The organism is Variovorax sp. KBW07 (assembly GCF_003852515.1).
Classification (GTDB): domain Bacteria; phylum Pseudomonadota; class Gammaproteobacteria; order Burkholderiales; family Burkholderiaceae_C; genus Variovorax.
In genome coordinates this window covers 42897-66837 of the sequence record NZ_QAJK01000076.1, presented here as the reverse complement: position 1 = coordinate 66837, position 23941 = coordinate 42897, and the positions used below count along the sequence as shown (strand labels likewise).

General features: G+C 65.6%; 20 protein-coding genes. 2 read left to right on the top strand and 18 right to left on the bottom strand.

All coding sequences use genetic code 11. The annotated features are described in order from the left end of the window. Nucleotides 1-19: 19 nt before the first annotated feature. A complete protein-coding gene (gene fliQ / locus DBV14_RS16895; protein ID WP_124460313.1) occupies nucleotides 20-289 on the top strand; it encodes a flagellar biosynthesis protein FliQ in 270 nt (89 codons plus the stop codon). Next, the gene (fliR, locus tag DBV14_RS16890) at nucleotides 286-1083 is read left to right on the top strand and encodes a flagellar biosynthetic protein FliR (RefSeq protein WP_260397087.1); all 798 of its coding nucleotides are present in this window, start codon (nucleotides 286-288) and stop codon (nucleotides 1081-1083) included. The genes fliQ and fliR overlap by 4 nt, the downstream gene beginning before the upstream one ends. A gap of 57 nt (nucleotides 1084-1140) precedes the next feature. Here the strand turns inward: fliR and flgL are convergent, their stop codons facing one another. From flgL to flgE, 18 genes are all read right to left on the bottom strand, one after another. Beyond that, nucleotides 1141-2352: a flagellar hook-associated protein FlgL gene (flgL, locus tag DBV14_RS16885; protein WP_124460312.1), complete on the bottom strand. Its 1212-nt coding sequence runs from the start codon at nucleotides 2350-2352 to the stop codon at nucleotides 1141-1143. Between the two features lie 47 nt (nucleotides 2353-2399). Continuing rightward, entirely contained in the window at nucleotides 2400-4364 is a 1965-nt protein-coding gene (gene flgK / locus DBV14_RS16880; RefSeq protein ID WP_124460311.1) for a flagellar hook-associated protein FlgK, read from the bottom strand. A gap of 125 nt (nucleotides 4365-4489) precedes the next feature. After that, nucleotides 4490-6214, bottom strand: coding sequence for a methyl-accepting chemotaxis protein (locus tag DBV14_RS16875; RefSeq protein ID WP_124460310.1), 1725 nt, complete (start codon nucleotides 6212-6214; stop codon nucleotides 4490-4492). Nucleotides 6215-6316: 102 nt separating this feature from the next. Beyond that, nucleotides 6317-8038 (bottom strand): methyl-accepting chemotaxis protein, encoded by a 1722-nt coding sequence (locus DBV14_RS16870; RefSeq protein WP_124460343.1) that lies wholly within the window; start codon nucleotides 8036-8038, stop codon nucleotides 6317-6319. Nucleotides 8039-8137: 99 nt separating this feature from the next. Further along, a complete protein-coding gene (locus DBV14_RS16865) occupies nucleotides 8138-9814 on the bottom strand; it encodes a methyl-accepting chemotaxis protein (protein WP_124460309.1) in 1677 nt (558 codons plus the stop codon). A gap of 64 nt (nucleotides 9815-9878) precedes the next feature. Next, nucleotides 9879-10400, bottom strand: a complete 522-nt coding sequence (locus DBV14_RS16860; RefSeq protein ID WP_124460308.1) for a chemotaxis protein CheW — start codon at nucleotides 10398-10400, stop codon at nucleotides 9879-9881. Nucleotides 10401-10418: 18 nt separating this feature from the next. Then, complete coding sequence (locus DBV14_RS16855; protein WP_124460307.1) at nucleotides 10419-12041, bottom strand: PAS domain-containing methyl-accepting chemotaxis protein; 1623 nt, start codon at nucleotides 12039-12041, stop codon at nucleotides 10419-10421. Nucleotides 12042-12057: 16 nt separating this feature from the next. After that, nucleotides 12058-13647: a methyl-accepting chemotaxis protein gene (locus DBV14_RS16850; protein ID WP_124460306.1), complete on the bottom strand. Its 1590-nt coding sequence runs from the start codon at nucleotides 13645-13647 to the stop codon at nucleotides 12058-12060. 141 nt (nucleotides 13648-13788) lie between these two features. After that, the gene (locus tag DBV14_RS16845; RefSeq protein WP_124460305.1) at nucleotides 13789-15528 is read right to left on the bottom strand and encodes a methyl-accepting chemotaxis protein; all 1740 of its coding nucleotides are present in this window, start codon (nucleotides 15526-15528) and stop codon (nucleotides 13789-13791) included. Between the two features lie 7 nt (nucleotides 15529-15535). Continuing rightward, nucleotides 15536-15817, bottom strand: a complete 282-nt coding sequence (locus DBV14_RS16840; RefSeq protein ID WP_124460304.1) for a hypothetical protein — start codon at nucleotides 15815-15817, stop codon at nucleotides 15536-15538. Nucleotides 15818-15827: 10 nt separating this feature from the next. After that, complete coding sequence (locus DBV14_RS16835; RefSeq protein WP_124460303.1) at nucleotides 15828-17390, bottom strand: methyl-accepting chemotaxis protein; 1563 nt, start codon at nucleotides 17388-17390, stop codon at nucleotides 15828-15830. Nucleotides 17391-17472: 82 nt separating this feature from the next. Continuing rightward, nucleotides 17473-18000 (bottom strand): chemotaxis protein CheW, encoded by a 528-nt coding sequence (locus tag DBV14_RS16830; RefSeq protein ID WP_260397086.1) that lies wholly within the window; start codon nucleotides 17998-18000, stop codon nucleotides 17473-17475. A gap of 59 nt (nucleotides 18001-18059) precedes the next feature. After that, nucleotides 18060-19088 carry a flagellar assembly peptidoglycan hydrolase FlgJ gene (gene flgJ, locus DBV14_RS16825; protein ID WP_124460302.1) on the bottom strand — a complete coding sequence of 343 codons (1029 nt, stop codon included), beginning with the start codon at nucleotides 19086-19088 and terminating at the stop codon, nucleotides 18060-18062. A 10-nt stretch (nucleotides 19089-19098) separates the two neighbouring features. Then, nucleotides 19099-20190, bottom strand: coding sequence for a flagellar basal body P-ring protein FlgI (locus DBV14_RS16820; protein ID WP_124460301.1), 1092 nt, complete (start codon nucleotides 20188-20190; stop codon nucleotides 19099-19101). Between the two features lie 119 nt (nucleotides 20191-20309). Beyond that, nucleotides 20310-21017 carry a flagellar basal body L-ring protein FlgH gene (locus DBV14_RS16810; protein ID WP_185546038.1) on the bottom strand — a complete coding sequence of 236 codons (708 nt, stop codon included), beginning with the start codon at nucleotides 21015-21017 and terminating at the stop codon, nucleotides 20310-20312. After that, nucleotides 21017-21799, bottom strand: a complete 783-nt coding sequence (gene flgG / locus DBV14_RS16805) for a flagellar basal-body rod protein FlgG (protein ID WP_124460299.1) — start codon at nucleotides 21797-21799, stop codon at nucleotides 21017-21019. Before flgG ends, DBV14_RS16810 begins: the two co-directional genes overlap by 1 nt. Before the next feature lie 46 nt (nucleotides 21800-21845). Continuing rightward, nucleotides 21846-22592: a flagellar basal body rod protein FlgF gene (locus DBV14_RS16800; protein ID WP_124460298.1), complete on the bottom strand. Its 747-nt coding sequence runs from the start codon at nucleotides 22590-22592 to the stop codon at nucleotides 21846-21848. Nucleotides 22593-22638: 46 nt separating this feature from the next. Continuing rightward, a complete protein-coding gene (gene flgE, locus DBV14_RS16795) occupies nucleotides 22639-23856 on the bottom strand; it encodes a flagellar hook protein FlgE (RefSeq protein ID WP_124460297.1) in 1218 nt (405 codons plus the stop codon). Nucleotides 23857-23941 lie beyond the last annotated feature (85 nt).

The window sequence follows — 23941 nt, the reverse complement described above, 5'->3', positions numbered from 1 at the left end:
ATACCGCAGGTACGCACACATGACCCCCGAATCCGTCATGACCATGGGCCACCGGGCCATGGAAATCTCGTTGCTGCTGGGCGCTCCGCTGCTGATGGTGGCGCTGATCATCGGCCTGATCGTCAGCATCTTCCAGGCCGCCACGCAGATCAACGAAGCCACGCTGTCCTTCATTCCCAAGCTGCTCGCAGTGTTCGCGACGCTGGTGGTCGCCGGGCCGTGGATGCTCGACCGCATGCTCGACTACATGCGCGCCCTGTTCTCCAGCATCCCGCAGATGCTGGCGTGACGCCTTCGATTTTTTCCGTCACCTCGGGCCAGCTCGAAGCCTGGATGGTGGCCTTCCTGTGGCCGTTCGTTCGCATGCTGGCGCTGGTCAGCACGGCACCCGTGTTCGGCGAGCCCTGGGCGCCGCGGCAGGTCAAGGTCGGCATTGCCGCCATGCTGGCGCTGGTGATCTCGCCCACCATCGGGCCGTTTCCGGCGGTGCCCGTGGTGTCGGCCGGTGGCTTCTGGATCATCGTGCAGCAGGTGCTGATCGGCGCGGCCATGGGCTTTTCGATGCGGCTGATTTTCACGGCCGTGCTGGCGGCAGGCGAATACATCGGCCTGCAGATGGGCCTTTCTTTCGCGTCGTTCTTCGACCCCATGAGCCACGGCAGCACCATGGTGGTGTCGCGGCTGCTGAACATGCTGGCCATGCTGATTTTTCTGGCGCTCGACGGCCACCTCCTGATGGTGAACGCGCTGGCGGAAAGCTTTCGCACCCTGCCTATTTCCGACGGGCCGCTCGCGGCCGGCGGCTGGATGTTCCTGGTGCTGGCCGGCGGCGACATCTTCACCAGCGGGCTGCTGCTGGCGCTGCCGCTGATTACCGCGCTGCTCACGCTCAACCTGGCCATGGGCATCCTGAACCGCGCCTCGCCGCAGTTCAGCATCTTCGCCGTGGGCTTTCCGCTGACGCTGCTGGCGGGGATCGTCATGCTGCAGTTGCTCATGCCGAACCTCGGGGCTTTTCTGGAGCCGCGGTTTGCGGAGTCGGTGGCGAACATGCTGCGGTTTACGCAGGGGCTGCGGCCTTAGCGTGCTCCCCGCTTGCACGCAGCGCCGCACACGAAGTGCGCGACGCCTGCCGCTGGATCAGAGGTAATTGAACAAAGAAATGCTGTTCAACCGCGCAAACGTCATCTGCGTGGCCTGCAGCGACGACTGCCGCTGGTAGAACTCCGAAATGGCGCTGTACGGGTCCAGGTCTTCAATGCTCGACAGGTAGCTTTCTTCCTGCAGCTTGCGCGCGGCGCCGCCGGTGTCGAGCGCATCGATTTCGTTCTGGCGCGCGCCCACCGACGACAGCACCGTCAGCACGTTGTCGTGCGCATTGGTGACCTTGACGTTGGCAGTGCTCAATGCATTGCGCAGTTGCGCTTGGGCCGCCGCGCCGCCGCCGGCCAACGGCGTGCGCAGCGCGCTCACCAGCTGGCCGATGGCCGCGAAGATGTCGGTGCCGGCGTTCTGCGCGGTCGACACGTCGAAGTTGTCGCCGTCCGCCGGCGTGCCGCTGAACTTCAGTTGCACGCCGCCGAAGGAAATGGCCGTGTCCGGCGTGTAGATGCCGCTGGCAGCCACCACGGGCGGCGTGTCCTTGGTCATCACCGTGTAGTTGCCGCCGGTGAAGCTGATGGTGAAGTCCTTGCCGTAGTCCGCCGCGGTGGCATTGGTGATGCCGACCGGGCCGAAGACGGCGCTGCCGGTGTTGCTCGCCGCGCCCGAGGTGACGTAGCCCGCGCCGCCCTGCACCGATTGGAAGATGCTGCGGCCGTCGTCCGAGGTCGACATCTGCCGTGCCACGTCGATCTGCATCAGCCGCTGGCCCTGGTCGCCCACGTACTGCACGCCGCCGCCGGGGGCGGCCACGAAGGGCGGACTGCCGCTCTTGAATCCGGCGAACAGGTACTGCCCGTTGCCGTTGTCGGAGTTGGCCACGCCGATGAGCTGGTCGAGGCCGCTCTGGATGGTGGTGGCGAGCGACTCGCGGTCGGCATCCGACAGCGTGCCGTTGCCGGCGTGCACGGTCAGCGTCTTCATGTTCTGCAGGATCGCGGTCACCGAGTTGAGCGCGTTCTCTTCGGTGGCCAGCGACAGCGACGCGCGCTGGCGGCTGGTGGCGTACTGCGCGTTTTCAGAAAGCGTCTGGCTGACGCCGAGCGAGCGCGCCGCGCCGACCGGATCGTCGCCGGCCGAGAGAAACTTCGAATTGGTGGCCAGCTGCTGCTGGACCCTGAACAGCTTCTGCTGCTGCAGGCCCATGGCGTTGACGTTCTGCTCGTAGAAGGATTGGGTGCTGATGCGCATCGCGGTTCCTGTGCAAATCTGTGCGGAATAGGCGTACGTGGGCAGCGTCAGCTGCGGATGCCCAGAATCGTGTCGAACATGGTCGACGCGGTCTGGATCACCTTGGCATTGGCCTGGTACATCTGCTGGAACATCAGCAGGTTGGCGGTTTCCTCGTCCTGGACGACGCCCGAAATCGATTGCTGGCTGGCCTTGATCTGGCCGGTCACGCTGTCTTGCGTGGTGCTGGCAACCTTGACCGCCATCGCGCGGTTGCCGACTTCGCTCACCAGCTGCGCGTAGGCGCCGCTGAAGGTCGTGGTGCCGTTGGCCATCGTGGTCTTGCGCTGCAGCGCGCCCAGCAGCAATGCATTGCTGCCATCGGACACGCCCGAGGTGTTCTTGCCGACGGTGAAGGTGTCGCCGTTCGCGGGTGCGCCGGTCATGGCGACGGTGATGCCGTCGAAGCTCATCTTCGCGCCCGCGGTGTACGGCACGGGCGTGCCGGCCGGGTACGTGGTGGCGGTGCCGTTGGCCAGCGTGACAGTCACCGCCGAGGTGGCGGGAAAGCCCGACAGCGCGCCGGTGCCGGAGTTGAAGGTCAGCGTGACCGGCCCGGCCAGCGGCGTGCCCGGATAGGTCGCGTCGACGCTGGCCGCGCCCAGCGCGCCGGTGCCCTTGTTGCCGGCGGTGTTGCCGGTCACGATGGGCGATGCGGCCGCCACCTTGGACGGATCGCGAACCAGCACGTCGATGTCGCGCGCGCCGGTGCGGGTGGGCTGCACCAGGAAAGAGTCGCCGGCCTGCGCCGTGCCGCTGGCGGCCGTGAGGCTCACGCCGTCGAAAGTGATCGGGAAAGTAGTGAAGGTGCCCATCGACGTCTTGTCGGATAGCCGGGTGACCGAATAGGTGAGCACGCCGGCCACGTCGGTCACCGCAACGTTGTAGTCGCTGGTCGTGAGCTTCGACACGTCGCTCAGCGAGGCGCCCAGTTCGAGGTTGCCCGCGTTGCCGGCGTTCGGGATCGCGCCCGGCACCGACTGGCTGAAGAAGTTGGTTCCCAGCGCGCCGTTCAGGTCCACGCCCAGCTTGTGCTGCGCATTGACCGCATCGGCCACCGACATCGCGAGTCGGCCGATGGAGTTCTGCGTGGGAATGAGCGTGTCCCTGCGGAAGGCCATCAGGCCGCCGAGCACGCCGCCCTTGAGGGTGCTGTCGTCGATTTCATTGGTGTTGCCGGCAAAGCCCGTGAGCGCGACCACCTTGCGGGTCGGGTCGGCCGCCGACGCCACCGACGCCATCTTGGCGGCGTAGTCGCCCACCACCAGCGACTGGCCGGTGGCGATGAACACGTTGTACTTGCCGTTGTCCTGCTGCAGCACCTTCACGTCCACCACCTGGCTCAGCTGGCTGACCAGCTGGTCGCGCTGGTCGAGCAGGTCGTTGGGCGGCTGGCCGCCGGCCACGGCGCTGAGCTGGCTGATCTGCTGGTTGAGGCTGGCGATCTTGGCCGCGTAGGTGTTGATCTGCGCCACGCTGCCGTCGATCTGCTCGTTGACCGAGGAGTTCAGGTCCGACAGGTACTGGTCGGTGGAGCGCAGCTTGGTCGCCAGCGCCTGCGCGGAGCTGATCATCTGCTGGCGCGCCGCCGGGTCGGCCGGCGTGTTGGCCACGCCCTGGATGCTGGTGAAGAAGCTCTGCATCAGCGGCGAGATGCCCGACGTCTTGTCGGCCAGCAGCGTGTCGATGCGGTTGATCTGCGTGCCGTTGGTGGCCAGCGCGGCCGAGGCCGACTGCGCGGCCGACAGCTGCGCGGTCAGGTAGCGGTCGTAGCTGCGCGACACGGTGAGCACGTTGGCGCCCGAGCCGATGAAGCCCGAGCCGCTCGAAATGCCGCCGGCCGAGGCGATCTCGGCCACCTGGCGGCTGTAGCCCGCCGTGTACGCGTTGGCTGTGTTGTGGGCCGTGGTCATCAGCGCGGTGCGGGCGACGCCGAGGCCGCTCAGACCCGTGTAGAACATGCTTCCGGACATAGGGCTTTACCTGTCAATCTGTCAAAGGGGTGTTGGTGCCGGCATCGCGAACGATGCCTCTGGGTATCTATCGGCAGCGCGGGCCGAAACTTGAGGGTCGGTTTGGCGCATGCCGGCCTGCGTGCTCAGAATTCCGTCCAGTCGCCCTTGGCGTCGTTGCTCATGGCCAGCTGCGGAGCGGCGCCCGTGCCGGGTTCGCGGCGGGCAGCGGGGAGCGACTTGGCGCGTGGCTTGGGCGCGGGTTTGGCCGGCTGCGGAATCGGCGTGACGCGCTTGAAACCCGGGCGGTTCGTGGCGACGGCGTTGGCATCGAGCTTGAAAATGCTGACGGCTTGCACGAGGCTGCCGGCTTGTTCCTGAAGCGATTGCGCTGCGGCCGATGCTTCTTCGACCAGTGCCGCGTTCTGTTGCGTGACCTGGTCCATCTGCGTGATGGCCTGGTTGATCTGCTCGATGCCCGAGGTCTGTTCCTGGCTCGCCGCGGTGATCTCGCCCATGATGTCCGTCACGCGCTTGACGCTGCCGACGATTTCTTCCATGGTGCGGCCGGCTTCTGCCACTTGCTTGCTGCCCTCTTCGACCTTCTCTACCGAGTCGCCAATCAGCGTCTTGATTTCCTTGGCCGCTGCAGCCGAGCGTTGGGCCAGACTGCGAACTTCCGAAGCCACCACCGCAAAGCCGCGGCCCTGCTCGCCAGCGCGTGCAGCTTCAACGGCCGCATTCAATGCCAGGATGTTCGTTTGGAAGGCGATGCCATCGATGACACCGATGATGTCCACGATCTTCTTGGACGACGCATTGATCGAGCCCATCGTGTCGACCACTTGCGACACGACGCTGCCGCCCTTCACCGCAACTTCCGAAGCCGACACAGCCAGCTGGTTCGCCTGACGCGCGTTATCAGCGTTCTGCTTGACCGTCGAAGTCAGCTCCTCCATCGAAGCAGCCGTCTGCTCCAGCGAGCTGGCCTGCTGCTCGGTGCGCGACGACAGGTCTTCATTCCCCGAAGCGATCTGCCCCGAAGCCGTGGCAATCGTCTCGGTGCCAGTACGCACTTCACCGACCACCTTGGCCAGGTTCGCGTTCATGTCCTTCAACGCCTGCATCAATTGGCCGGCCTCGTCGCGGCTTTCGACGCGGATGTTCGCGCTCAGGTCACCGCCAGCCACGGTTTCGGCAACGGTCACCGCATGGCCCAGCGGGCGCACGATGCCCACGCTCAGGCGCCACGCGAACAGTGCGCCCACCAGCAGCGCAATCGCCGACAGCACCATCAGCGTGGTCTGGCCCGTCGACTGGTCGGCCGCAATGCCCAACGCAACGGCGTCGATCTTGTCGCGCTGGTGCGCCGCGAGGTTGGCCACCGCATTCTCGTAGACGGTCAGCCCTGCCGCGAACTTGGTGTCGGCCAGCTCGCTGGCCTCCGCGCTCTTGCCGTCGGTCTTGAGCTTGTTGATCTTCTCGATGATCTCCAGCACCACCGCGCGCGCGTCGGCCACGTCGGCATACAGCTTCTTTTCTTCCGGTGAAGTCAGCATTTCCTCGAGCTTCTTCTGCACCGGGTTGATCTTTGCCGAGCTCTCGGCGCGGGCATTGGCGAAGTAGGTCACGACGGCCGGATCGGTCGCCTTGACCATCGCGAACGATCGAACGATCGTCGGGCCCAGCAGGTTCGACCACTGGTTGGCCAGGCGCTCCTTGACCAGCGCGTGCTTCATCATCTCGTCGGTCGCGCTGCCCACGTTCGCCAGGCGCAGCATGCCGGTGCCGGCAATGACGGCCATCAGCAACAGGATGGCGGCAAAGCCGAGCCCAAGGCGCGTGCCGATCTTCAGGTTCTTCAAACTCATTTGTCTTCTTCTTTCAGAACTGGAACGAATCCCACCGCGGGACGCGGCGTTGTCGTTTCGTTATCGGCACGGGCCCGCGAGTGTTGAGCCCTCTTCCTTCTTTTAGAACTCGGTCCAGTCGCCCTTCGCGTCGCCGGCCATGGCGAGTTGGGGGGCGGTACGTGAACCCGTGCTCCGTTGCGCCGGCAGCGCCTTGGCACGTGCCTTGGGCGCCGGCGGGGCAGCCTTCGGAATCGGGGTGAGGCGCTTGAAATTGGGGCGCGCGGCCATGGCGTGCGTGTCGAGCTTGAAGATGCTGACGGCTTGCACAAGGCTGCCGGCTTGTTCCTGAAGCGATTGCGCTGCGGCCGAGGCTTCTTCGACCAGTGCGGCGTTCTGCTGCGTCACCTGGTCCATCTGCGTGATGGCCTGGTTGATCTGTTCAATGCCCGAGGTCTGCTCCTGGCTCGCTGCGGTGATCTCGCCCATGATGTCCGTCACGCGTCTCACGCTGCCGACGATCTCGTCCATCGTGCGGCCGGCTTCCGCGACTTGCTTGCTGCCCTCTTCGACCTTCTCGACCGAATCGCCGATGAGGGTCTTGATTTCCTTGGCTGCTGCGGCCGAGCGTTGGGCCAGGCTGCGAACCTCGGAAGCCACGACTGCAAAGCCACGGCCTTGTTCGCCAGCACGAGCAGCTTCAACAGCCGCATTCAAAGCCAGGATGTTGGTCTGGAAGGCGATGCCATCGATGACACCGATGATGTCGACGATCTTCTTCGACGATGCATTGATCGAGCCCATCGTGTCGACCACTTGCGACACGACGCTGCCGCCCTTCACGGCAACTTCCGAAGCCGACACGGCCAGTTGGTTGGCCTGACGCGCGTTATCAGCGTTCTGCTTCACCGTCGAAGTCAGTTCTTCCATCGAAGCAGCGGTCTGCTCCAGCGAACTGGCCTGCTCTTCCGTGCGCGAAGAAAGATCCTGGTTCCCCGAAGCGATCTGGCTCGATGCCGTGGCGATCGTGTCCGTCCCCGTGCGCACTTCCCCGACGATCTTCACCAGGCTGTCGTTCATGCCCTTCAGGGCGTCCAGCAGCAAACCGGTCTCGTCCGTCGTGTGCGCCTCGATGCGGCTGGTCAGGTCGCCCGCGGCCACCGACTGCGCCACCTTCACCGCCTCGGCCAGCGGACGCGCGACGATGCGCGCAATCCACAGGGCCAGCACCAGGCCCAGCGCCACGCTGCCCAGCAGCATGCCGAGCACCCAAAGGCGGGCTTTCGCAAACACCTCGTCGGCCGTGACGCCGGCACGGATGGCGCCCTTCACGTTCACTTCGGTCAGCTTGTCGAGCGCCGAGGTGATCTCGCGGTTCAGCTGCAGCGACTTGCCACGGATCAGCGCGGTGGCCTGTTCGCTCTCCTGCGTGTGCGAGATGGCGATGATCTTGTTGTGCTCTATGGCGTACTGGGCCAGCAGCTTCTCGTACACCGGGTAGATCTCGCGCTCCTCCGGCTCCGAAATGAGCGTCTCGTACTCGGTGCGGGTCTTCTGCAGCGCGCTCCAGGTTTCGTCCATCGACTTTTCGTAGACGGCCATTTCGTCGTACGAACCCGAGAGGATGTGCTGCAGTTCCTGGGAACGGTAGCGCGCCACCAGGTTCTTCATTTCGAGCAACGAACGCGTGGCGGGCATCCAGTTGGTTGCCAGGTCCGTCGACATGTCGTGGACCTTGCCCAGTTGCAACACCGAGAAGGCGCCAAGGCAGGCCGTCAACACAAGCACGGCGATGAACGACACAAGCAGCTTGGTCGCGATTTTGAGGTTGTAGAAAGTTTTAATGATTTTTCCTTTGGGCCGTGGAGCCCGATTCAACTCGCCGCCGCGGAACACGGTCGCCCGGCAGGGCCGGCCGACGGTGCCCGCGGCGGTTATCCATTCCTAGAAAGCACGCCAGTCGCCGGCGGCATCCGCGCCCGCCGCGGCCAGCCGGGGCACCGCGGCCGCCAGCTTCTCGCGCGGGGTGGCCGGCAGTGCGCGGGCCTGTGGGCGGGAGGCGGCCTGGCCGTCGGTGTCGAGCTTGAAGATGCTGACGGCTTGCACGAGGCTGCCGGCTTGTTCCTGCAACGACTGGGCTGCGGCCGATGCCTCTTCGACCAAGGCTGCGTTCTGCTGCGTCACCTGGTCCATCTGCGTGATGGCCTGGTTGATCTGTTCGATGCCGGACGTTTGTTCCTGGCTCGCCGCGGTGATCTCTCCCATGATGTCCGTCACACGCTTGACGCTGCCGACGATTTCTTCCATGGTGCGGCCGGCTTCCGCCACCTGCTTGCTGCCCTCTTCGACCTTTTCTACCGAGTCGCCGATGAGGGTCTTGATTTCCTTGGCAGCTGCGGCCGAACGCTGCGCAAGGCTGCGGACTTCAGAGGCCACGACAGCAAAGCCGCGGCCTTGCTCGCCTGCACGAGCAGCTTCCACAGCCGCATTCAGCGCCAGGATGTTGGTCTGGAAGGCGATGCCATCGATCACGCCGATGATGTCCACGATCTTCTTGGACGACGCATTGATCGAGCCCATCGTGTCGACCACTTGCGACACCACGCTACCGCCCTTCACCGCCACCTCGGAAGCCGACACAGCCAGCTGGTTCGCCTGACGGGCGTTATCAGCGTTCTGCTTCACCGTCGAGGTCAGCTCTTCCATCGACGCCGCCGTCTGCTCCAGCGAACTCGCCTGCTCTTCCGTGCGCGAAGAAAGATCCTGGTTCCCCGAAGCAATCTGCCCCGAAGCCGTCGCAATCGTCTCCGTGCCCGTGCGCACCTCGCCCACCACCTTGGCCAGGTTCTCGTTCATGTTCTTCAGCGCCTGCATCAGCTGGCCCGCCTCGTCGCGGCTCTCCACCTGGATGTTCGCGCTCAGGTCACCGCCGGCCACCGTCTGCGCAACCACCACGGCCTTGGCCAGCGGCCGCACGATGCTGCGCGAGATGAACAGCGCGAAGATGCCGCCGCTGATCACCGTCAGCAAAGTCAGCAGCATCTGCAGGTTGAAGCTGTGCGCGTTCGCCGCGTCGATGGCCAGGCTCATGTCGTCGATGGCCTTGCGCTCCATCGACAGCAGGTTGAGCACGCTGGTTTCGTAGGCCTTTGCCGCGGGCTGGAACGATTCCTTGAACGCACGCGTGGTGTCCACCGCGCTGCCGCTCGCCCTGGCCTTGCCCACTTCGTCTTTGGCGGCCTGGTACTTGGCGCGCAACGCGACGATCGATTTGTAGAGCGCCTTTTCTTCTTCTGTCACCAGCAGCTTCTCGACCTTCGCCATGGTCTCGCTGCCCTTCTTCACGCTGTCCGAGATGACGTCCGCGAACACCACCGGCAGCGTCTCGTCGGTGGTGCGCGCGATCATCGACGTGCGCGCAATGGCCGAGTAGGTCAGCACGTACCAGTCGGAGATCAGCCGTTCCTTGGCCAGCGGGCTTTCCATCATGAGCCGGGTGGCTTCCGCGTTGCTTCGCGCGGAAACCAGCGCGATGGCGGTGGAAATCACGGTCAGGCCCAGGACGATGGTGAAGGCCACGGCCAGCCGGGTCCCGATGCGCAGGTTGGAAAAGAAGTTCATGGTGCAGGCGTTGAAGGTTGAAGGCGATGGACCGATACCTGGCCGTGCGGCCATGGCGCGGCAATCAGGCGGTGGCGGCGGCTTCTACAAGACCCATTTCGTCGCTCGACATCAGCCGGTCGATGTCCACCAAAATCAGCATCCGCTCGTCCAGCGTGCCCAGCCCGATCAGGTAGTCGGTGTCCAGCACCGAGCCCATCTCCGGCGCCGGCTTGATCTGCTCGGCCGTCAGCGTGATCACGTCCGACACGCTGTCCACCACCATCCCCACCACGCGGCCGCCAATGTTCAGCACGATCACCACCGTGAACTGGTCGTACGTCGGGTCGCCCAGCTCGAACTTGATGCGCATGTCGATGATCGGCACGATGATCCCGCGCAGGTTCACCACACCCTTGATGTACTCCGGTGCGTTCGCGATGCGCGTCACCGCGTCGTAGCCGCGAAGTTCCTGCACCTTCTGGATGTCGATGCCGTATTCCTCCTCGCCCAGCTTGAAGGTCACCACCTCCAGGCGGGGGCCGTTGGCGGCGATGGACGGCGCCGGGGCGGCCGAGTTCAATGGGTCTTTTGCCTTCGTCAGCATCTCTTCTCCTGCGATTTTTTAAAACTCGTTCCGGGCAACGGCGCCATCGCCGGCCTCGGTCCTGAAAACCTGCACCGCGCGAACCAGGCCGTCGGCCTGCTCCTGCAGCGACTGCGCCGTGGCCGAAGCCTCTTCGACCAGCGCGGCGTTCTGCTGCGTCACCTGGTCCATCTGCGCGATGGCCTGGTTGATCTGCTCGATGCCCGAGGTCTGCTCCTGGCTCGCGGTCGTGATCTCGCCCATGATGTCGGTCACGCGCTTCACGCTGCCCACGATTTCCTGCATCGTGCGGCCCGCCTCGGCCACCTGCTTGCTGCCGGCCGCGACCTTGTCCACCGAGTCGCCGATCAGCGTCTTGATCTCCTTGGCCGCCGAAGCCGAGCGCTGCGCCAGGCTGCGCACTTCAGAAGCCACCACCGCAAAGCCCTTGCCCTGCTCGCCCGCGCGTGCCGCTTCCACGGCCGCGTTCAGCGCCAGGATGTTGGTCTGGAAAGCGATGCCGTCGATCACGCCGATGATGTCGACGATCTTTTTCGACGAGTCGTTGATCGAGCCCATGGTGTCGACCACTTGCGAGACCACGCTGCCGCCCTTCACCGCCACTTCCGAAGCCGACACGGCCAGCTGGTTGGCCTGACGCGCGTTGTCGGCGTTCTGCTTCACCGTCGAGGTCAGCTCTTCCATCGACGCGGCCGTCTGCTCCAGCGAGCTGGCCTGCTGTTCGGTGCGCGACGACAGGTCCTGGTTGCCCGAGGCGATCTGGCTCGACGCCGACATCACGCCGGCAACGTTCGCGCCCACGTCCGCCACGATGGCGAAGAGGTTCGCGCTCATCTGGTTCAGCGCGCGCAGCAGGCCGGTGATCTCGTCGCCGGGCCGCACTTCGAAGCGGGCCAGGTCGCCGCCCGCGATGGCGCGCGCCACTTCCAGCGCCTCGTCCAGCGGACGGAACACCGTGCGGCCGAGAAACTGCCCCAGGCCCAGCCAGGCCAGCGCGGCGCCGACGGAGCCCACGGCAACCACGCCGGGAAGCCAGCTGTGCGCGCCGGAAGCGGCAGCCAGCCTGGACGCCTCCATCCAGCCCATCGCGCCGAAACCCAGCGACAGCAGCGCGGCCACGGCTGTCGCGCCGAAGACCCGGCGCCGCACCGGAATGCGCCGCAGCTGTGCCAGCGGGTTGGTCCAGCCGCGCTGCACCACCTCGCCCTGCACAATCTCGATGCCCTTGGCGCCGCCCTCGCGGATGCGGCGGTAGAGCGCATCGGCCTCGATCACTTCGGCGCGGGCGGGGCGGCTGCGCACCGACATGTAGCCCTGCACGCGGCCATGGCGGCTGATGGGCGTCACGTTGGCGAGCACCCAGTAGAAGTCGCCGTTCTTGCGCCGGTTCTTGATCAGCCCGGTCCAGGGCAGGCCCTGGCCCAGCGTCTGCCACAGGTCGGCAAAGGCTTCGGCGGGCACGTCGGGGTGGCGCACGATGTTGTGCGCCTTGCCCATGAGTTCGCCGACGGCATAGCCGCTGGCCTGGACGAAGGCCGGGTTGACGTAGGTGATGCGTCCCTTGAGGTCCGTGCGGGACACCAGGGCCTCACCCTCCGCAAGCTCGTACTCGGTGTCGGTGATGGGCAGATTGACGCGCATGGTCCTGTTGCCGCTTTCAGGCCAGTGCCAGCTGGTTGCCGGTACTCGCGCTGCTGCCGTTGCCGCCGAGGCGGAACACGCCGACGACCTGCGAGAGGCTGCCGGCTTGTTCCTGCAGCGACTGGGCTGCGGCCGATGCTTCTTCGACCAGCGCTGCGTTCTGCTGCGTGACCTGGTCCATCTGCGTGATGGCCTGGTTGATCTGCTCGATGCCCGACGTCTGCTCCTGGCTCGCCGCCGTGATCTCGCCCATGATGTCGGTCACGCGCTTGACGCTGCCGACAATCTCGTCCATGGTGCGGCCGGCTTCCGCCACCTGCTTGCTGCCCTCTTCGACCTTCTCTACCGAGTCGCCGATGAGGGTCTTGATTTCCTTGGCTGCTGCTGCCGAGCGTTGCGCAAGGCTGCGAACTTCGGAAGCCACGACCGCGAAGCCACGGCCTTGTTCACCAGCGCGAGCCGCTTCCACAGCCGCATTCAAAGCCAGGATGTTGGTCTGGAAGGCGATGCCATCGATGACGCCGATGATGTCGACAATCTTCTTGGACGACGCATTGATCGACCCCATCGTGTCGACCACTTGCGACACCACGCTGCCACCCTTCACTGCAACTTCCGAAGCCGACACAGCCAGCTGGTTCGCCTGACGCGCGTTGTCCGCGTTCTGCTTCACCGTCGAAGTCAGCTCTTCCATCGACGCCGCCGTCTGCTCCAGCGAACTGGCCTGCTGCTCGGTGCGCGAAGACAAGTCCTGGTTCCCCGATGCGATCTGGCTCGACGCCGTGGCAATCGTGTCCGTGCCCATGCGCACTTCACCCACCACCTTGGCCAGGCTCGCGTTCATGTCCTTCAGCGCCTGCATCAGCTGGCCGGCTTCGTCGCGGCTTTCGACGCGGATGTTGGCGCTCAGGTCGCCCGCGGCCACCGTCTCGGCCACTTCCAGCGCGTGGCCCAGCGGGCGCACGATGCCCAGCGTCAGGCGCCATGCGAACAGCGCGCCCAGCACCAGTGCAATGGCCGACAGCACGATCAGCGTGGTGCGGCCGGCCGTGTGGTCGGCGGTGATGCCCTTGGCGGCGGCGTCGATCCGTTCGCGCTGGTGGTTGGCCAGCGATTCGACGGCGTTGGCATAGACGGTCAGCGCGGCCGTGAACTTGGTGTCGACCAGCACATTGGCTTCGTCGAGCTTCTTCTCGTCCTTCAGCTTGTTGAGGACGCCCACCGTCTCGAGCACCACGGCGCGCGCAGCGGCCACGTCGGCGTACAGCTTCTTTTCTTCGGGCGTGCTGAGCATCGCCTCCAGCTTTTTCTGCGCGGGCGTGATGCGTGCCGAGCCCGCGGCCTGGATCTTGGCGAAGTAGGCGGCAATCTCCGGATCGGTGGTCTTGACCATCGCGAAGTTGGCGACGGTGTTCGACTTCAGCAGGCTGAGCCATTCGCTCGCCAGCCGTTCCTTGACCAGCGCGCCTTCCACCATCTCGTCCGTGGCATTGCCCACGTTGGTCAGGCGCAGCACGCCGGTACCGGCAATGAAAGCCATCAGCAACAGCATCACCGCGAAGCCGAGCCCCAGGCGCGTGCCGATTTTCAGATCCTTCAAACTCATTGCTCTCTTCCTTCAATAACGGGGGACGGTGTCCGCGGCGCACGGCGGGCCACCGGCATGAAATGGATTCAAGACGGGCCGCCGCGGCAACGCCGTCTCCCTGTTATCGGCATCAGTTCGCCAGACTTGAGACCTTTCTTCTCAAAATTCGGTCCAGTCGCCTTTGGCGTCGTTGCTCATGGCCAGTTGCGGGGCGGCGCCCGTGCCGGGCTCGCGGCGAGTGGCGGGGAGCGACTTGGCGCGTGGCTTGGGCGCGGGTTTCGCGGCCTTGGAAGGCTGTGGGATCGGCGTGAGGTGCTTGAAGCCGGGACGCGGTGGCGTGGGGACGGCGTTGGAATCGAGCTTGAAGATGCTCACGGCTTGCACGAGGCTGCCGGCTTGCTCTTGCAGCGATTGCGCTGCGGCCGAGGCTTCTTCGACCAATGCAGCGTTCTGCTGCGTCACCTGGTCCATCTGCGTGATGGCCTGGTTGATCTGTTCGATGCCGGACGTTTGTTCCTGGCTCGCCGCGGTGATCTCGCCCATGATGTCCGTCACACGCTTGACGCTGCCAACGATCTCTTCCATGGTGCGGCCGGCTTCGGCCACTTGCTTGCTGCCCTCTTCGACCTTCTCCACCGAGTCACCAATGAGGGTCTTGATTTCCTTGGCCGCTGCGGCCGAACGCTGCGCCAGGCTGCGAACTTCCGAAGCCACCACCGCAAAGCCACGGCCTTGCTCGCCAGCGCGAGCCGCTTCCACAGCTGCATTCAAAGCCAGGATGTTCGTCTGGAAAGCGATGCCATCGATGACACCGATGATGTCCACGATCTTCTTGGACGATGCATTGATCGAGCCCATCGTGTCGACCACTTGGGACACGACGCTGCCGCCCTTGACCGCCACTTCCGAAGCCGACACAGCCAGTTGGTTCGCCTGACGCGCGTTGTCCGCGTTCTGTTTCACCGTCGAAGTCAGCTCCTCCATCGAAGCAGCCGTCTGCTCCAGCGAACTGGCCTGCTCTTCCGTGCGCGAAGAAAGATCCTGGTTCCCCGAAGCAATCTGCCCCGAAGCCGTCGCGATCGTGTCCGTACCCGTGCGCACGTCGCTGACGATCCTCACCAGGCTCTCGTTCATCGCCTTCAGCGCGGACATCAACCGGCCGGTCTCGTCCTTCGACTGCACCTCGATGCGCGAACTGATGTCGCCCGCCGCCACCTTCTCGGCCACCTCTACCGCTTCGCCGATGGGCCGCGTGATCGATCGCGTGATGAACCACGCGATCGCGGCGCCCACCAGCACCGCGATGCCGCCCAGCACGAGCATCAGGTTGCGCGCCCATGCATACTCGGCAATGGCCTGTTCGTTGGCCCGCGCCGACAGCGCGGTTTCGTGCACGATCATTTCATTGAGCACATCCACCAGCGACTGGACGGCCGGCTGAAACTTGGTCACGAACAGCTGCGTCGCTTCCTCGTTCTTGTTCTGCAGGCCCAGGTCAGTCAGTTGGGTGTTCAAGGGCACGAGCACGCCCAGCCGCTCTTCGACCCGGGAGAGCAGTGCCTTGCCATCGGGCGTGACCAGCAGCTTCGTGAGTGTCTCGCGGCCCTTGGCAAAGCGGTCCCGCGCGGCGCCGATCTTCTTGACCTCCTCGCGCATGGCGGCTTCCTCGGTCAGCAGGATCAGGTTGCTGTCGAAGATCGCGATGTCGCGGATCGCATCCACCATCGCATTGACCGCGCTCACCTTGACGTTGTTGCCGGTCACGATGCCATTGAGCCGCGCCTGGATGTCGGCCATTGAATTGAGGCCCAGGCCGACCAGGGCCGCCAACAGCAACAGCACCGTGGCAAAGCCCATGCCGAGACGGGTGCCGATCTTGAGATTGGAAAGGGTGTTCATGGCGCTTTCAGGAATCCTTGGCATTCACATGTTGAAAGACCCGGTCCAGCCGCTTCGCGACCTTCTCGGCGTCGTGGGTCGATCGAGTGATCGAATGCGTGACCAGCCATGCGATGGCAATGCCGGCAAGCAGTGCACCAGCGGCCAGGGCCAGCAGCGCCTGGTAGGCCCAGTCTTCGCCGGAGCCGGCCTGGAAACCAAGGACCAGTGCCGCCGCCAGCAGCAACAGCAGGACGGTGGAACAGAGAGCGAGGCGAAGAGCGATCTTCGGGTTGAAACGCGAGCGCAACACGGGTGCTTCAGGCCACCGGGGCGTTGTCGTCGGCGTCGAGCTTGAACGTGCTCACGGCCTGCACGAGGCTGTCGGCCTGCTCCTGCAACGACTGCGCCGCGGCCGATGCTTCTTCGACCAGTGCCGCGTTCTGCTGCGTCACCTGGTCCATCTGCGTGATGGCCTGGTTGATCTGCTCGATGCCCGACGTCTGCTCCTGGCTCGCCGCCGTGATCTCGCCCATGATGTCGGTCACGCGCCTCACGCTGCCGACAATCTCGTCCATCGTGCGACCCGCTTCAGCCACTTGCTTGCTGCCCTCTTCGACCTTCTCCACGGAATCGCCAATCAGCGTCTTGATTTCCTTTGCCGCTGCGGCCGAACGTTGCGCAAGGCTGCGAACTTCCGACGCCACCACCGCAAAGCCCTTGCCCTGCTCGCCCGCGCGCGCCGCTTCCACGGCCGCATTCAGTGCGAGGATGTTCGTCTGGAACGCAATGCCGTCAATCACGCCGATGATGTCGACGATCTTGCGCGACGAGTCGTTGATCGAACCCATGGTGCCCACCACCTGCGACACCACGTTGCCTCCCTTCACCGCCACGGCCGAAGCCGACACCGCCAGCTGGTTGGCCTGGCGTGCGTTGTCGGCGTTCTGCTTCACGGTCGAAGTCAGCTCTTCCATCGACGCCGCCGTCTGCTCCAGCGAGCTGGCCTGCTGCTCGGTGCGCGACGACAGGTCCTGGTTGCCCGCCGCAATCTCGCGGGACGCCACAGCGATCGAATCGGTGGAGGTCTTGATGCGTGTCACGAGGTCGGTGAGCGTGTCTTCCATCTCGCCCATGCCGCGCAACAGCCGGCCAAAATCACCGCCGCGCTCGGTCTCGAATTCCTGGCTCAGATCGCCGGCCGCCACGGTTTCGGCAATCAGCAGCGCCTCGGCAATCGGCTGCACGATGCTGCGCGTCAGCAGCCATGCGAGCACCGAGCCCAACGCGAGCGCGAACACGGCCAATGCAATCAGGTAGACGCGGCCCGAGCGGTACTGCGCATCGATGGCGGCGGCGGTGCGGTCGATCTCCTGTTGCTGGTGCGCCAGCATGGCGCGAATGCTCGCGTCGTAGCTGTCGAGCGCGGCCAGCAGCCGGGTGTCGGTGAGCTTGGCGGCTTCGTCGCGCTGGCCCTCGGCCTTGAGCTTCAGTATCTGGTTGCGCAGCTCGACATAGTCGCCGCGCTTTTTCTTGATGTCGGCGCTCAGTGCCAGCTCTTCCGGCGACGCCAGCATGTCTTCGAGCTTCTTCTGCGTCTCCGAAATCACGGTGCTGGTGGCGGCGATGTTCTTCTGCAGGTAGGCCTGCACGTCGGCGTCGTTGCTCTTGAGCAGCGAGAAGGTGCGCACGCTGTTGGTACTGGTGCCCAGTTGCCAGGCCGCGGCCAGGCGCTCTTTCACCAGCGAGCGCTGGGCCATCTCCTGCGTGGCCTCGCCCACGCCCTGCAACCGCAGCACGCCGACGCCCGCCGTGGCCACCAGCAGCGCCAGCACCAGCGCAAAGCCGGCGCCCATGCGCGTTCCGATCGTCCAGTCTTTCATTTTTTCGTGTCTCCTCTCGAACCTCTGTGTCGTTGTTGTGCGGTTTCGATTTCTCTTTTTTCTGGATCTCGCCGATGCCCTGTCAGGCCGCGATCTTCTCGATGAGCCCCATCTCATCGCTCGACATCAGCCGGTCGATGTCCACCAAAATCAGCATCCGCTCATCCAGCGTGCCCAGCCCGATCAGGTAGTCGGTGTCCAGCACCGAGCCCATCTCCGGCGCCGGCTTGATCTGCTCGGCCGTCAGGGTGATCACGTCCGACACGCTGTCCACCACCATGCCCACCACGCGGCCACCGATGTTCAGCACGATCACCACCGTGAACTGGTCGTACGTCGGGTCGCCCAGCTCGAACTTGATGCGCATGTCGATGATCGGCACGATGATCCCGCGCAGGTTCACAACACCCTTGATGTATTCCGGCGCGTTGGCGATGCGCGTCACCGCGTCGTAGCCGCGAAGCTCCTGCACCTTCTGGATGTCGATGCCGTATTCCTCTTCGCCCAGCTTGAAGGTCACCACCTCCAGGCGGGGCGCGGTGGTGGCGGCGCTGCCTTGCGGCGCATGCCGCTGGGCCTGGGGTCTCTGGGTGCCTGCGATCTCTTGCATGGTGTTCCTTTGCGTGGTGTGTCCCGCCGCGTGCGAATGAAACGATGGCCGCGAACGGCTCAGCCGAACTTCTGCATGATGCGAACCAGCTTCTCGCCGTACTTCGGATCGGTGGCGTAGCCCGCGCGCTGCAGGCCGTGCGCGGCCTCGTTCGGGTCGTCGGTGGCCAGCACGTTGGCGTAGCGGGGGTTGCGGGTAATGAAGCGCGCGTAATCGGTAAAGGCTTCGTCGTACGAGGCATAGGCCCTGAACTTGGCGCGCACCTTCTGCGGCTCGCCGTCGACGTACTCGGTGGTGGTGGTCTCGACCGTCGCGCCCTTCCAGCCGCGGTCGGCCTTGATGCCGAAGAGGTTGAAGCTCTGCGTGCCGTCGTCGGCGCGAATCTCGCGCTTGCCCCAGCCGGACTCCAGCGCGGCCTGCGCCAGGATCAGCGGCGCGGGCACGCCGCTCGCGGCACTGGCCACCTGGGCCGACGCGCCCATGCGGCCCACGAACTCGTCGACGTTGCCTTGCAGCGATGCATTGGCTGCGGCAGGCGCACGGCGCTCGCCATTGAACTGGTACACGCCCAGGTCGGCGGCGGTCGATACGCGGCCGCTCGGCGCGGAGCCGATGGGAATGCCCGCGCGCGGACCGTATGTGGATGTGTACGGCAAGCCGCCGCGCGGCTCCAGCGACATGGGCTTGACGCCGATCTCGGCGTCGGCCTCGGCGTCGGGCGCGCCTGCCGGCAGCTGCCGGCGCAATTGCGCCAGCATCGCCTCGGCCAGCCCCACGCCGCGACCCGAAAGGTTCTGCGTGAGCTGCTGGTCGAACATCGAGAGGTAGACCTTCTGGTCCTGGCTGTCGAGCATGCCGCTCGACGGCGTGGCTTCGCGCATGCTCTTGAGCACCATGTTCATGAACAGGGCCTCGAACTGGCGCGAGACCTGCTGCAGCCCTTCTTCGGGCGAGGTGCGCACGGTGCGTCGCAGGGCATCGACGCCCTGCACGTCCAGGGCAAAGCGCTGGTCGAGCGCGCTGGCGCGGCTGGCGGCGTCGGTGCCGGTCCACGCGCTCGCACTCGAAGTGTTGGTCGAGATGGTCATGCGCGCGGCCTCAGATGATCTCGAGTTCGGCGCTCAGCGCGCCGGCCGACTTCATGGCCTGCAGGATCGACACCAGGTCCTGCGGGTTGGCGCCCAGGCTGTTCAGGCCCTTCACCACATCGGCGAGCGAAGCGCCGCCGCGCACCATCTGGATGGCGCCGCCGCCCTGGTTGACGGAAATCTGCGAGGTCTGCGCCACCACCGTGCTGCCGCCCGAGAGCGCGCCCGGCTGGCTGATCACCGGCTCGGTGTTGATGACCACCGACAGGTTGCCGTGCGCCACGGCGCAGTCCTTCACGCGGACCGCCTGGTTCATGACGACCGAGCCCGTGCGTGCGTTGACCACCACGCGCGCGCCGGCCTGCGTCGGCGTCACTTCGAGGTCTTGCAGCTGCGCGAGGAAGCCCACGCGGCGCTGCGGTTCCGGCGCCTGCACGCGGATCACGCGGGCGTCCATGGCCTCGGCCGTGCCGGGCCCGAACTGCCGGTTGATGGCGTCCATGGCACGCTGCGCGGTGCCGAAGTCGGAGCGGTTGAGCTCGATGGTGAAGGTGCCTTCGGCGCCCACCGGTGCCTCGACCGTGCGCTCCACCAGCGCCCCGGCGGGAATGCGCCCCGAGCTCAGCTGGTTGACCTGCACCTTGCTGCCGTTGGCCGCGGCGCCCGCGCCGCCGACCACCATGTTGCCCTGCGCCACCGCATAGGTCGCGCCGTCAACGCCCTTCAGCGGCGTCATGAGCAGCGTGCCGCCGCGCAGGCTCTTGGCATTGCCCATCGACGACACCGTGACGTCGATGTTCTGCCCCGGCCGCGCGAACGAAGGCAGCGTGGCCGTCACCATGACCGCCGCCACGTTCTTCAGCTGCATGTTCACGCCCTGCGGGATCGTGATGCCCAGCTGCTGCAGCATGTTGTTCAGGCTCTGCGTGGTGAACGGCGTCTGCATGGTCTGGTCGCCCGTGCCGTCCAGGCCCACCATCAGGCCGTAGCCGATCAGCGGGTTGTCGCGCACGCCCTGGATGTTCGCGAGCTCCTTGAGACGCTCCGCGTGTGCGGGAGAAAAGAGCAAGGCCGCCACCACGCCCAGCAAGGCGATGCGCAAGCGAGCCGAAACATTCGTGGGATACCGCGGAACCGGCTTTGCCGGGCCGCAGGTATCGCCCCCTGCAAGGGGGTTGGAGCAGCGACACGAAGTGCGCGAAGCCTGGGGGTTAGTCATGTTCAGAACGGCATCACGTTGAGGAAGAAGCGCTGCATCCAGCCCATGTGCTGCGCTTCGTCGATATAGCCCTTGGCCGAGTATTCGATGCGTGCGTCGGCCACCAGGGTCGACGGCACGGTGTTGTTGCCGGAAACGGTGCGCGGGTTCACCACGCCCGAGAAGCGGATGTACTCGGTGCCCTGGTTGATGCCCATCTGTTTTTCGCCGCTCACCAGCAGGTTGCCGTTGCCCATCACGTCCGTCACGGTGACCGTGATCACGCCGTTGAAGGTGTTGTTGGCATTGGCGCCGCCCTTGGCGTTGAGCGTGTTGGTGCCCGAGAGCTTGGTGTCCTGCCCGTCGAGCAGGCCGCCGATCAACTTCGGAATGCCCGCGAACACACCGGTGGTGCCACCGCTGCGGCTCGCATTGGCGCCGGAGTTCTTGGTGGCGTTGACCTTTTCGCTGATCAGGATGGTCAGGATGTCGCCCACGTTGCGCGGACGGCGGTCTTCGAACAGCGCGTTGGCGCCGGGCCCGTCCTGGAAGATCGCGCCGGGGGCGCGCCGCGCCTGGTTGGCGGCATACGAATCGGCGCGCGCGGTCATCGGCTGGTGCACCAGCGGCTCGCGCGGCACCTGCGCGCAGCCCGCGGCCAGCACGGTGGCCAGCACCAGCAGCAGCGCCCGCAAGAAGACACCCCGATGAAGAAAGCGCGCGCCCCGCATCACATCTGCGCCAGGCGCTGCAGCATCTGGTCGGAAGTCTGGACGGCCTTGCTGTTGATCTCGTACGAACGCTGGGTGGCGATCATGTTGACCAGCTCTTCCACCACGTTCACGTTCGAGGCTTCCACGTAGCCCTGGCTCAGCACGCCGGCGCCATCGACGCCGGGGTTCACCTGGTTGGGTGCGCCCGAGGCATCGGTTTCCGCATACAGGTTCTCGCCCTTGCTCTGCAGGCCCGTCGGGTTGACGAAGGTCGCAAGCTGCAGCTGGCCGATCTGCACGGTGTTGGTTCCGCCCGCCTGCACCACCGACACGATGCCGTCGCGGCCCACGGTGATGCTGGTGGCGTTCGCCGGAATGGTGATGGCTGGCTGCACCGGGAAGCCGCTGGCCGTGACCAGCTGGCCGTCGCGGTCGGTCTGGAACGAGCCGTCGCGCGTGTACGAGGTGGTGCCGTCGGGCATCAGCACCTGGAAGAAGCCGCTGCCGTTGATGGCGACGTCGGTGGGCTTGTCGGTCTTGGTGAGGTTGCCTTGCGAGTGGATGCGCTCGGTGGCGACCACGTGCACGCCGGTGCCGATCTGCAGGCCCGAAGGCAGGCGGGTCTGGTCGGAGCTCTGGCCGCCGACCTGGCGCAGGTTCTGGTAGACCAGGTCTTCGAACACGGCGCGGCTGCGCTTGAAGCCGGTGGTACCGACGTTGGCCAGGTTGTTGGACACGACGTCCAGCTGGGTCTGCTGGGCATCCAGGCCGGTCTTGGCGATGTAGAGGGAGCGAATCATTTTCTGGAGAATCCTGCGGGTGTGTTGCGGGGCGGCGGGCCGGGAATCAGCCGTATGCCAGCAGCTTGTTGGCCGATTGCGCGTTGGTGTCGGCGGTCTGCAGCGACTTCATCTGCATCTCGAAGCTGCGCGCGTTGGCGATCATGGCCACCATGGCCTCGACCGGATTGACGTTGCTGCCCTCGATCGCGCCGGCGACCAGCGTGACGGCCTCGTCGGCCTCGGCGGGCGGCAGGCCTTCGCGCATGCGGAACAGGCCGTCGTCACCGCGCACGAGGTCGGTGGTCGGCGGGTTGACCAGCTTGAGGCGGCCGACTTCGGCAATGCCCGTGAGCGTGGTCGATGCCGCATCGCGCGAACCCACCAGCCCGTTGGAAGCAATGCTCACGGCGGAGCCCGGCGGCACGGTCAGCGCGCCGTTGTCGCCCACCACCTGGCGTCCGCCCATGGTGGTGAGCTGCCCGTCGGCACCGATCTGCAGGTTGCCGACGCGGGTGTAGGCCTCGCCGCCATCGGCGGTTTGCACCACCAGCCAGCCTTCGCCGCTCACGGCCACGTCGAGTGCGCGGCCGGTTTCGGTGAGCGGGCCGTGCGTGAAGTCGGCACCGGGCGTGGTGGCGGCCACGAAGGCGCGCGTGGGCGCTTCCTGGCCGACCACGGGCACGGCACGGAAGTTGGCCACCTGCGCGCGGAAGCCGGGCGTCGAGACGTTCGCCATGTTGTTGGCGACCGAGGCCTGATGCTCCATGGCCTGCTTGGCGCCGCTCATGGCGACGTACAACATTCGATCCACTGGGTATTCCTGGTCTGTTCAGTCGTGCTGAGAAAGGGAGGCCGCGTCAGCGGATGTTCATCAGCGTCTGCATGATCTGGTCCTGCGTCTTCACGGTCTGCGCATTGGCCTGGTAGTTGCGCTGCGCGACGATCAGGTTGACCAGCTCGGAGGTCAGGTCGACGTTCGAAGACTCCAGCGCGCCGGAAGCCAGCGAGCCCATCTTCGTGCCCTCGCCCGGCGTGCCGGTGAGCGCATTGCCCGAGGCCAGCGTCTCGGCCCACACGTTGTTGCCCTTGGGCTGCAGGCCGTTCGGGTTGGCGAAGGACGACAGCACGATCTGGCCCATCAGCTTGGTCTGTTCGTTGGAGAACTTGCCGGTGATGGTGCCGTCGGGGTTGATCGAGAACGAGGTCAACTCGCCCGACTTGTAGCCGTCCTGGCTCAGCTTGGTCATGCCGTTGGTGGCGCCGAACTGGGTGGTGCCTGTCAGGTCGACCTTGGCGGTCAGCGGCGCGGAGCCGTTGGCGAAGTTGATGGGGCCGATGTTCATCGAGCCGCCCGCCGGCGCCGTCATCACGCCCTTGGTGTCGAAGGTCATGCCGGTGATCAACGGCGCACCGGCCGCGAGCGGCGTGCCGTCCGCGGTGCCGTACACGTTCCAGGTGTTGGCCGCCGTCTTCACGAAGTACACGGCCACGTCGTGCGGGTTGCCCAGCGAGTCGTAGACTGGGCCGATGGCGTTCGAGTAGTTGAAGGTGGCGGAGTCGGCCGGGTTGAACGGCGTCTTGGTGGGCACCGTGCTGCGCGCGTCGAGGTTGAACACGGCGTTGACGTTGCCGGTCGGGTTGGGCGTCATCGATGCGCTCTGGATCTGGATCGGCGACGGCGTGCCGCCGTTGATGCCGCCGCTGGCGTTCACGCCGTAGCCCGTGAGGCGCAGGCCCGAGGCGTTGACGATGTAGCCGTCCTTGTCGCGCGTGAACTGGCCGTTGCGCGAGTACATGACTTCACCGCTGGGGCTGCTCAGGCGATAGAAGCCGTCGCCGTTCAGGATGGCCACGTCCAGGGGGCGGCTGCTCGATTGCGTCACGCCCTGCGTGAAGTTCTGCGTCACGCCCGACACCGAGGCGCCCAGGCCCACGCGCGAGCCGGCGTACACGTCCTGGAAGGTCGCGGCGGCGGACTTGTAGCCCACCGTGCCCGAGTTGGCAATGTTGTTGCCGATGACGTCGAGGTTCGCCGCGGCCACGCCGAGGCCGCTGATGCCCTGGGAAAAACTCATGATGGATCCTTACTTCAATGCGTTCGATGCGATGGAAAAAAGACCTGCCGCGCGACGGCCTAGAAAAAAAGGCCGCCCGCGCGCA

Bases quoted from the DNA above. Each gene is read 5' to 3' on its own strand.
- DBV14_RS16845 (WP_124460305.1), bottom strand. From the start codon at position 15,528: ATGAACACCCTTTCCAATCTCAAGATCGGCACCCGTCTCGGCATGGGC.
- DBV14_RS16830 (WP_260397086.1), bottom strand. From the start codon at position 18,000: ATGCAAGAGATCGCAGGCACCCAGAGACCCCAGGCCCAGCGGCATGCG.
- DBV14_RS16860 (WP_124460308.1), bottom strand. From the start codon at position 10,400: ATGCTGACGAAGGCAAAAGACCCATTGAACTCGGCCGCCCCGGCGCCG.
- DBV14_RS16875 (WP_124460310.1), bottom strand. From the start codon at position 6,214: ATGAGTTTGAAGAACCTGAAGATCGGCACGCGCCTTGGGCTCGGCTTT.
- flgL (WP_124460312.1), bottom strand. From the start codon at position 2,352: ATGCGCATCAGCACCCAATCCTTCTACGAGCAGAACGTCAACGCCATG.
- DBV14_RS16855 (WP_124460307.1), bottom strand. From the start codon at position 12,041: ATGCGCGTCAATCTGCCCATCACCGACACCGAGTACGAGCTTGCGGAG.
- DBV14_RS16810 (WP_185546038.1), bottom strand. From the start codon at position 21,017: ATGCGGGGCGCGCGCTTTCTTCATCGGGGTGTCTTCTTGCGGGCGCTG.
- flgK (WP_124460311.1), bottom strand. From the start codon at position 4,364: ATGTCCGGAAGCATGTTCTACACGGGTCTGAGCGGCCTCGGCGTCGCC.
- flgJ (WP_124460302.1), bottom strand. From the start codon at position 19,088: ATGACCATCTCGACCAACACTTCGAGTGCGAGCGCGTGGACCGGCACC.
- flgG (WP_124460299.1), bottom strand. From the start codon at position 21,799: ATGATTCGCTCCCTCTACATCGCCAAGACCGGCCTGGATGCCCAGCAG.
- DBV14_RS16850 (WP_124460306.1), bottom strand. From the start codon at position 13,647: ATGAGTTTGAAGGATCTGAAAATCGGCACGCGCCTGGGGCTCGGCTTC.
- DBV14_RS16865 (WP_124460309.1), bottom strand. From the start codon at position 9,814: ATGAACTTCTTTTCCAACCTGCGCATCGGGACCCGGCTGGCCGTGGCC.
- DBV14_RS16835 (WP_124460303.1), bottom strand. From the start codon at position 17,390: ATGAAAGACTGGACGATCGGAACGCGCATGGGCGCCGGCTTTGCGCTG.
- flgE (WP_124460297.1), bottom strand. From the start codon at position 23,856: ATGAGTTTTTCCCAGGGCATCAGCGGCCTCGGCGTGGCCGCGGCGAAC.
- fliQ (WP_124460313.1), top strand. From the start codon at position 20: ATGACCCCCGAATCCGTCATGACCATGGGCCACCGGGCCATGGAAATC.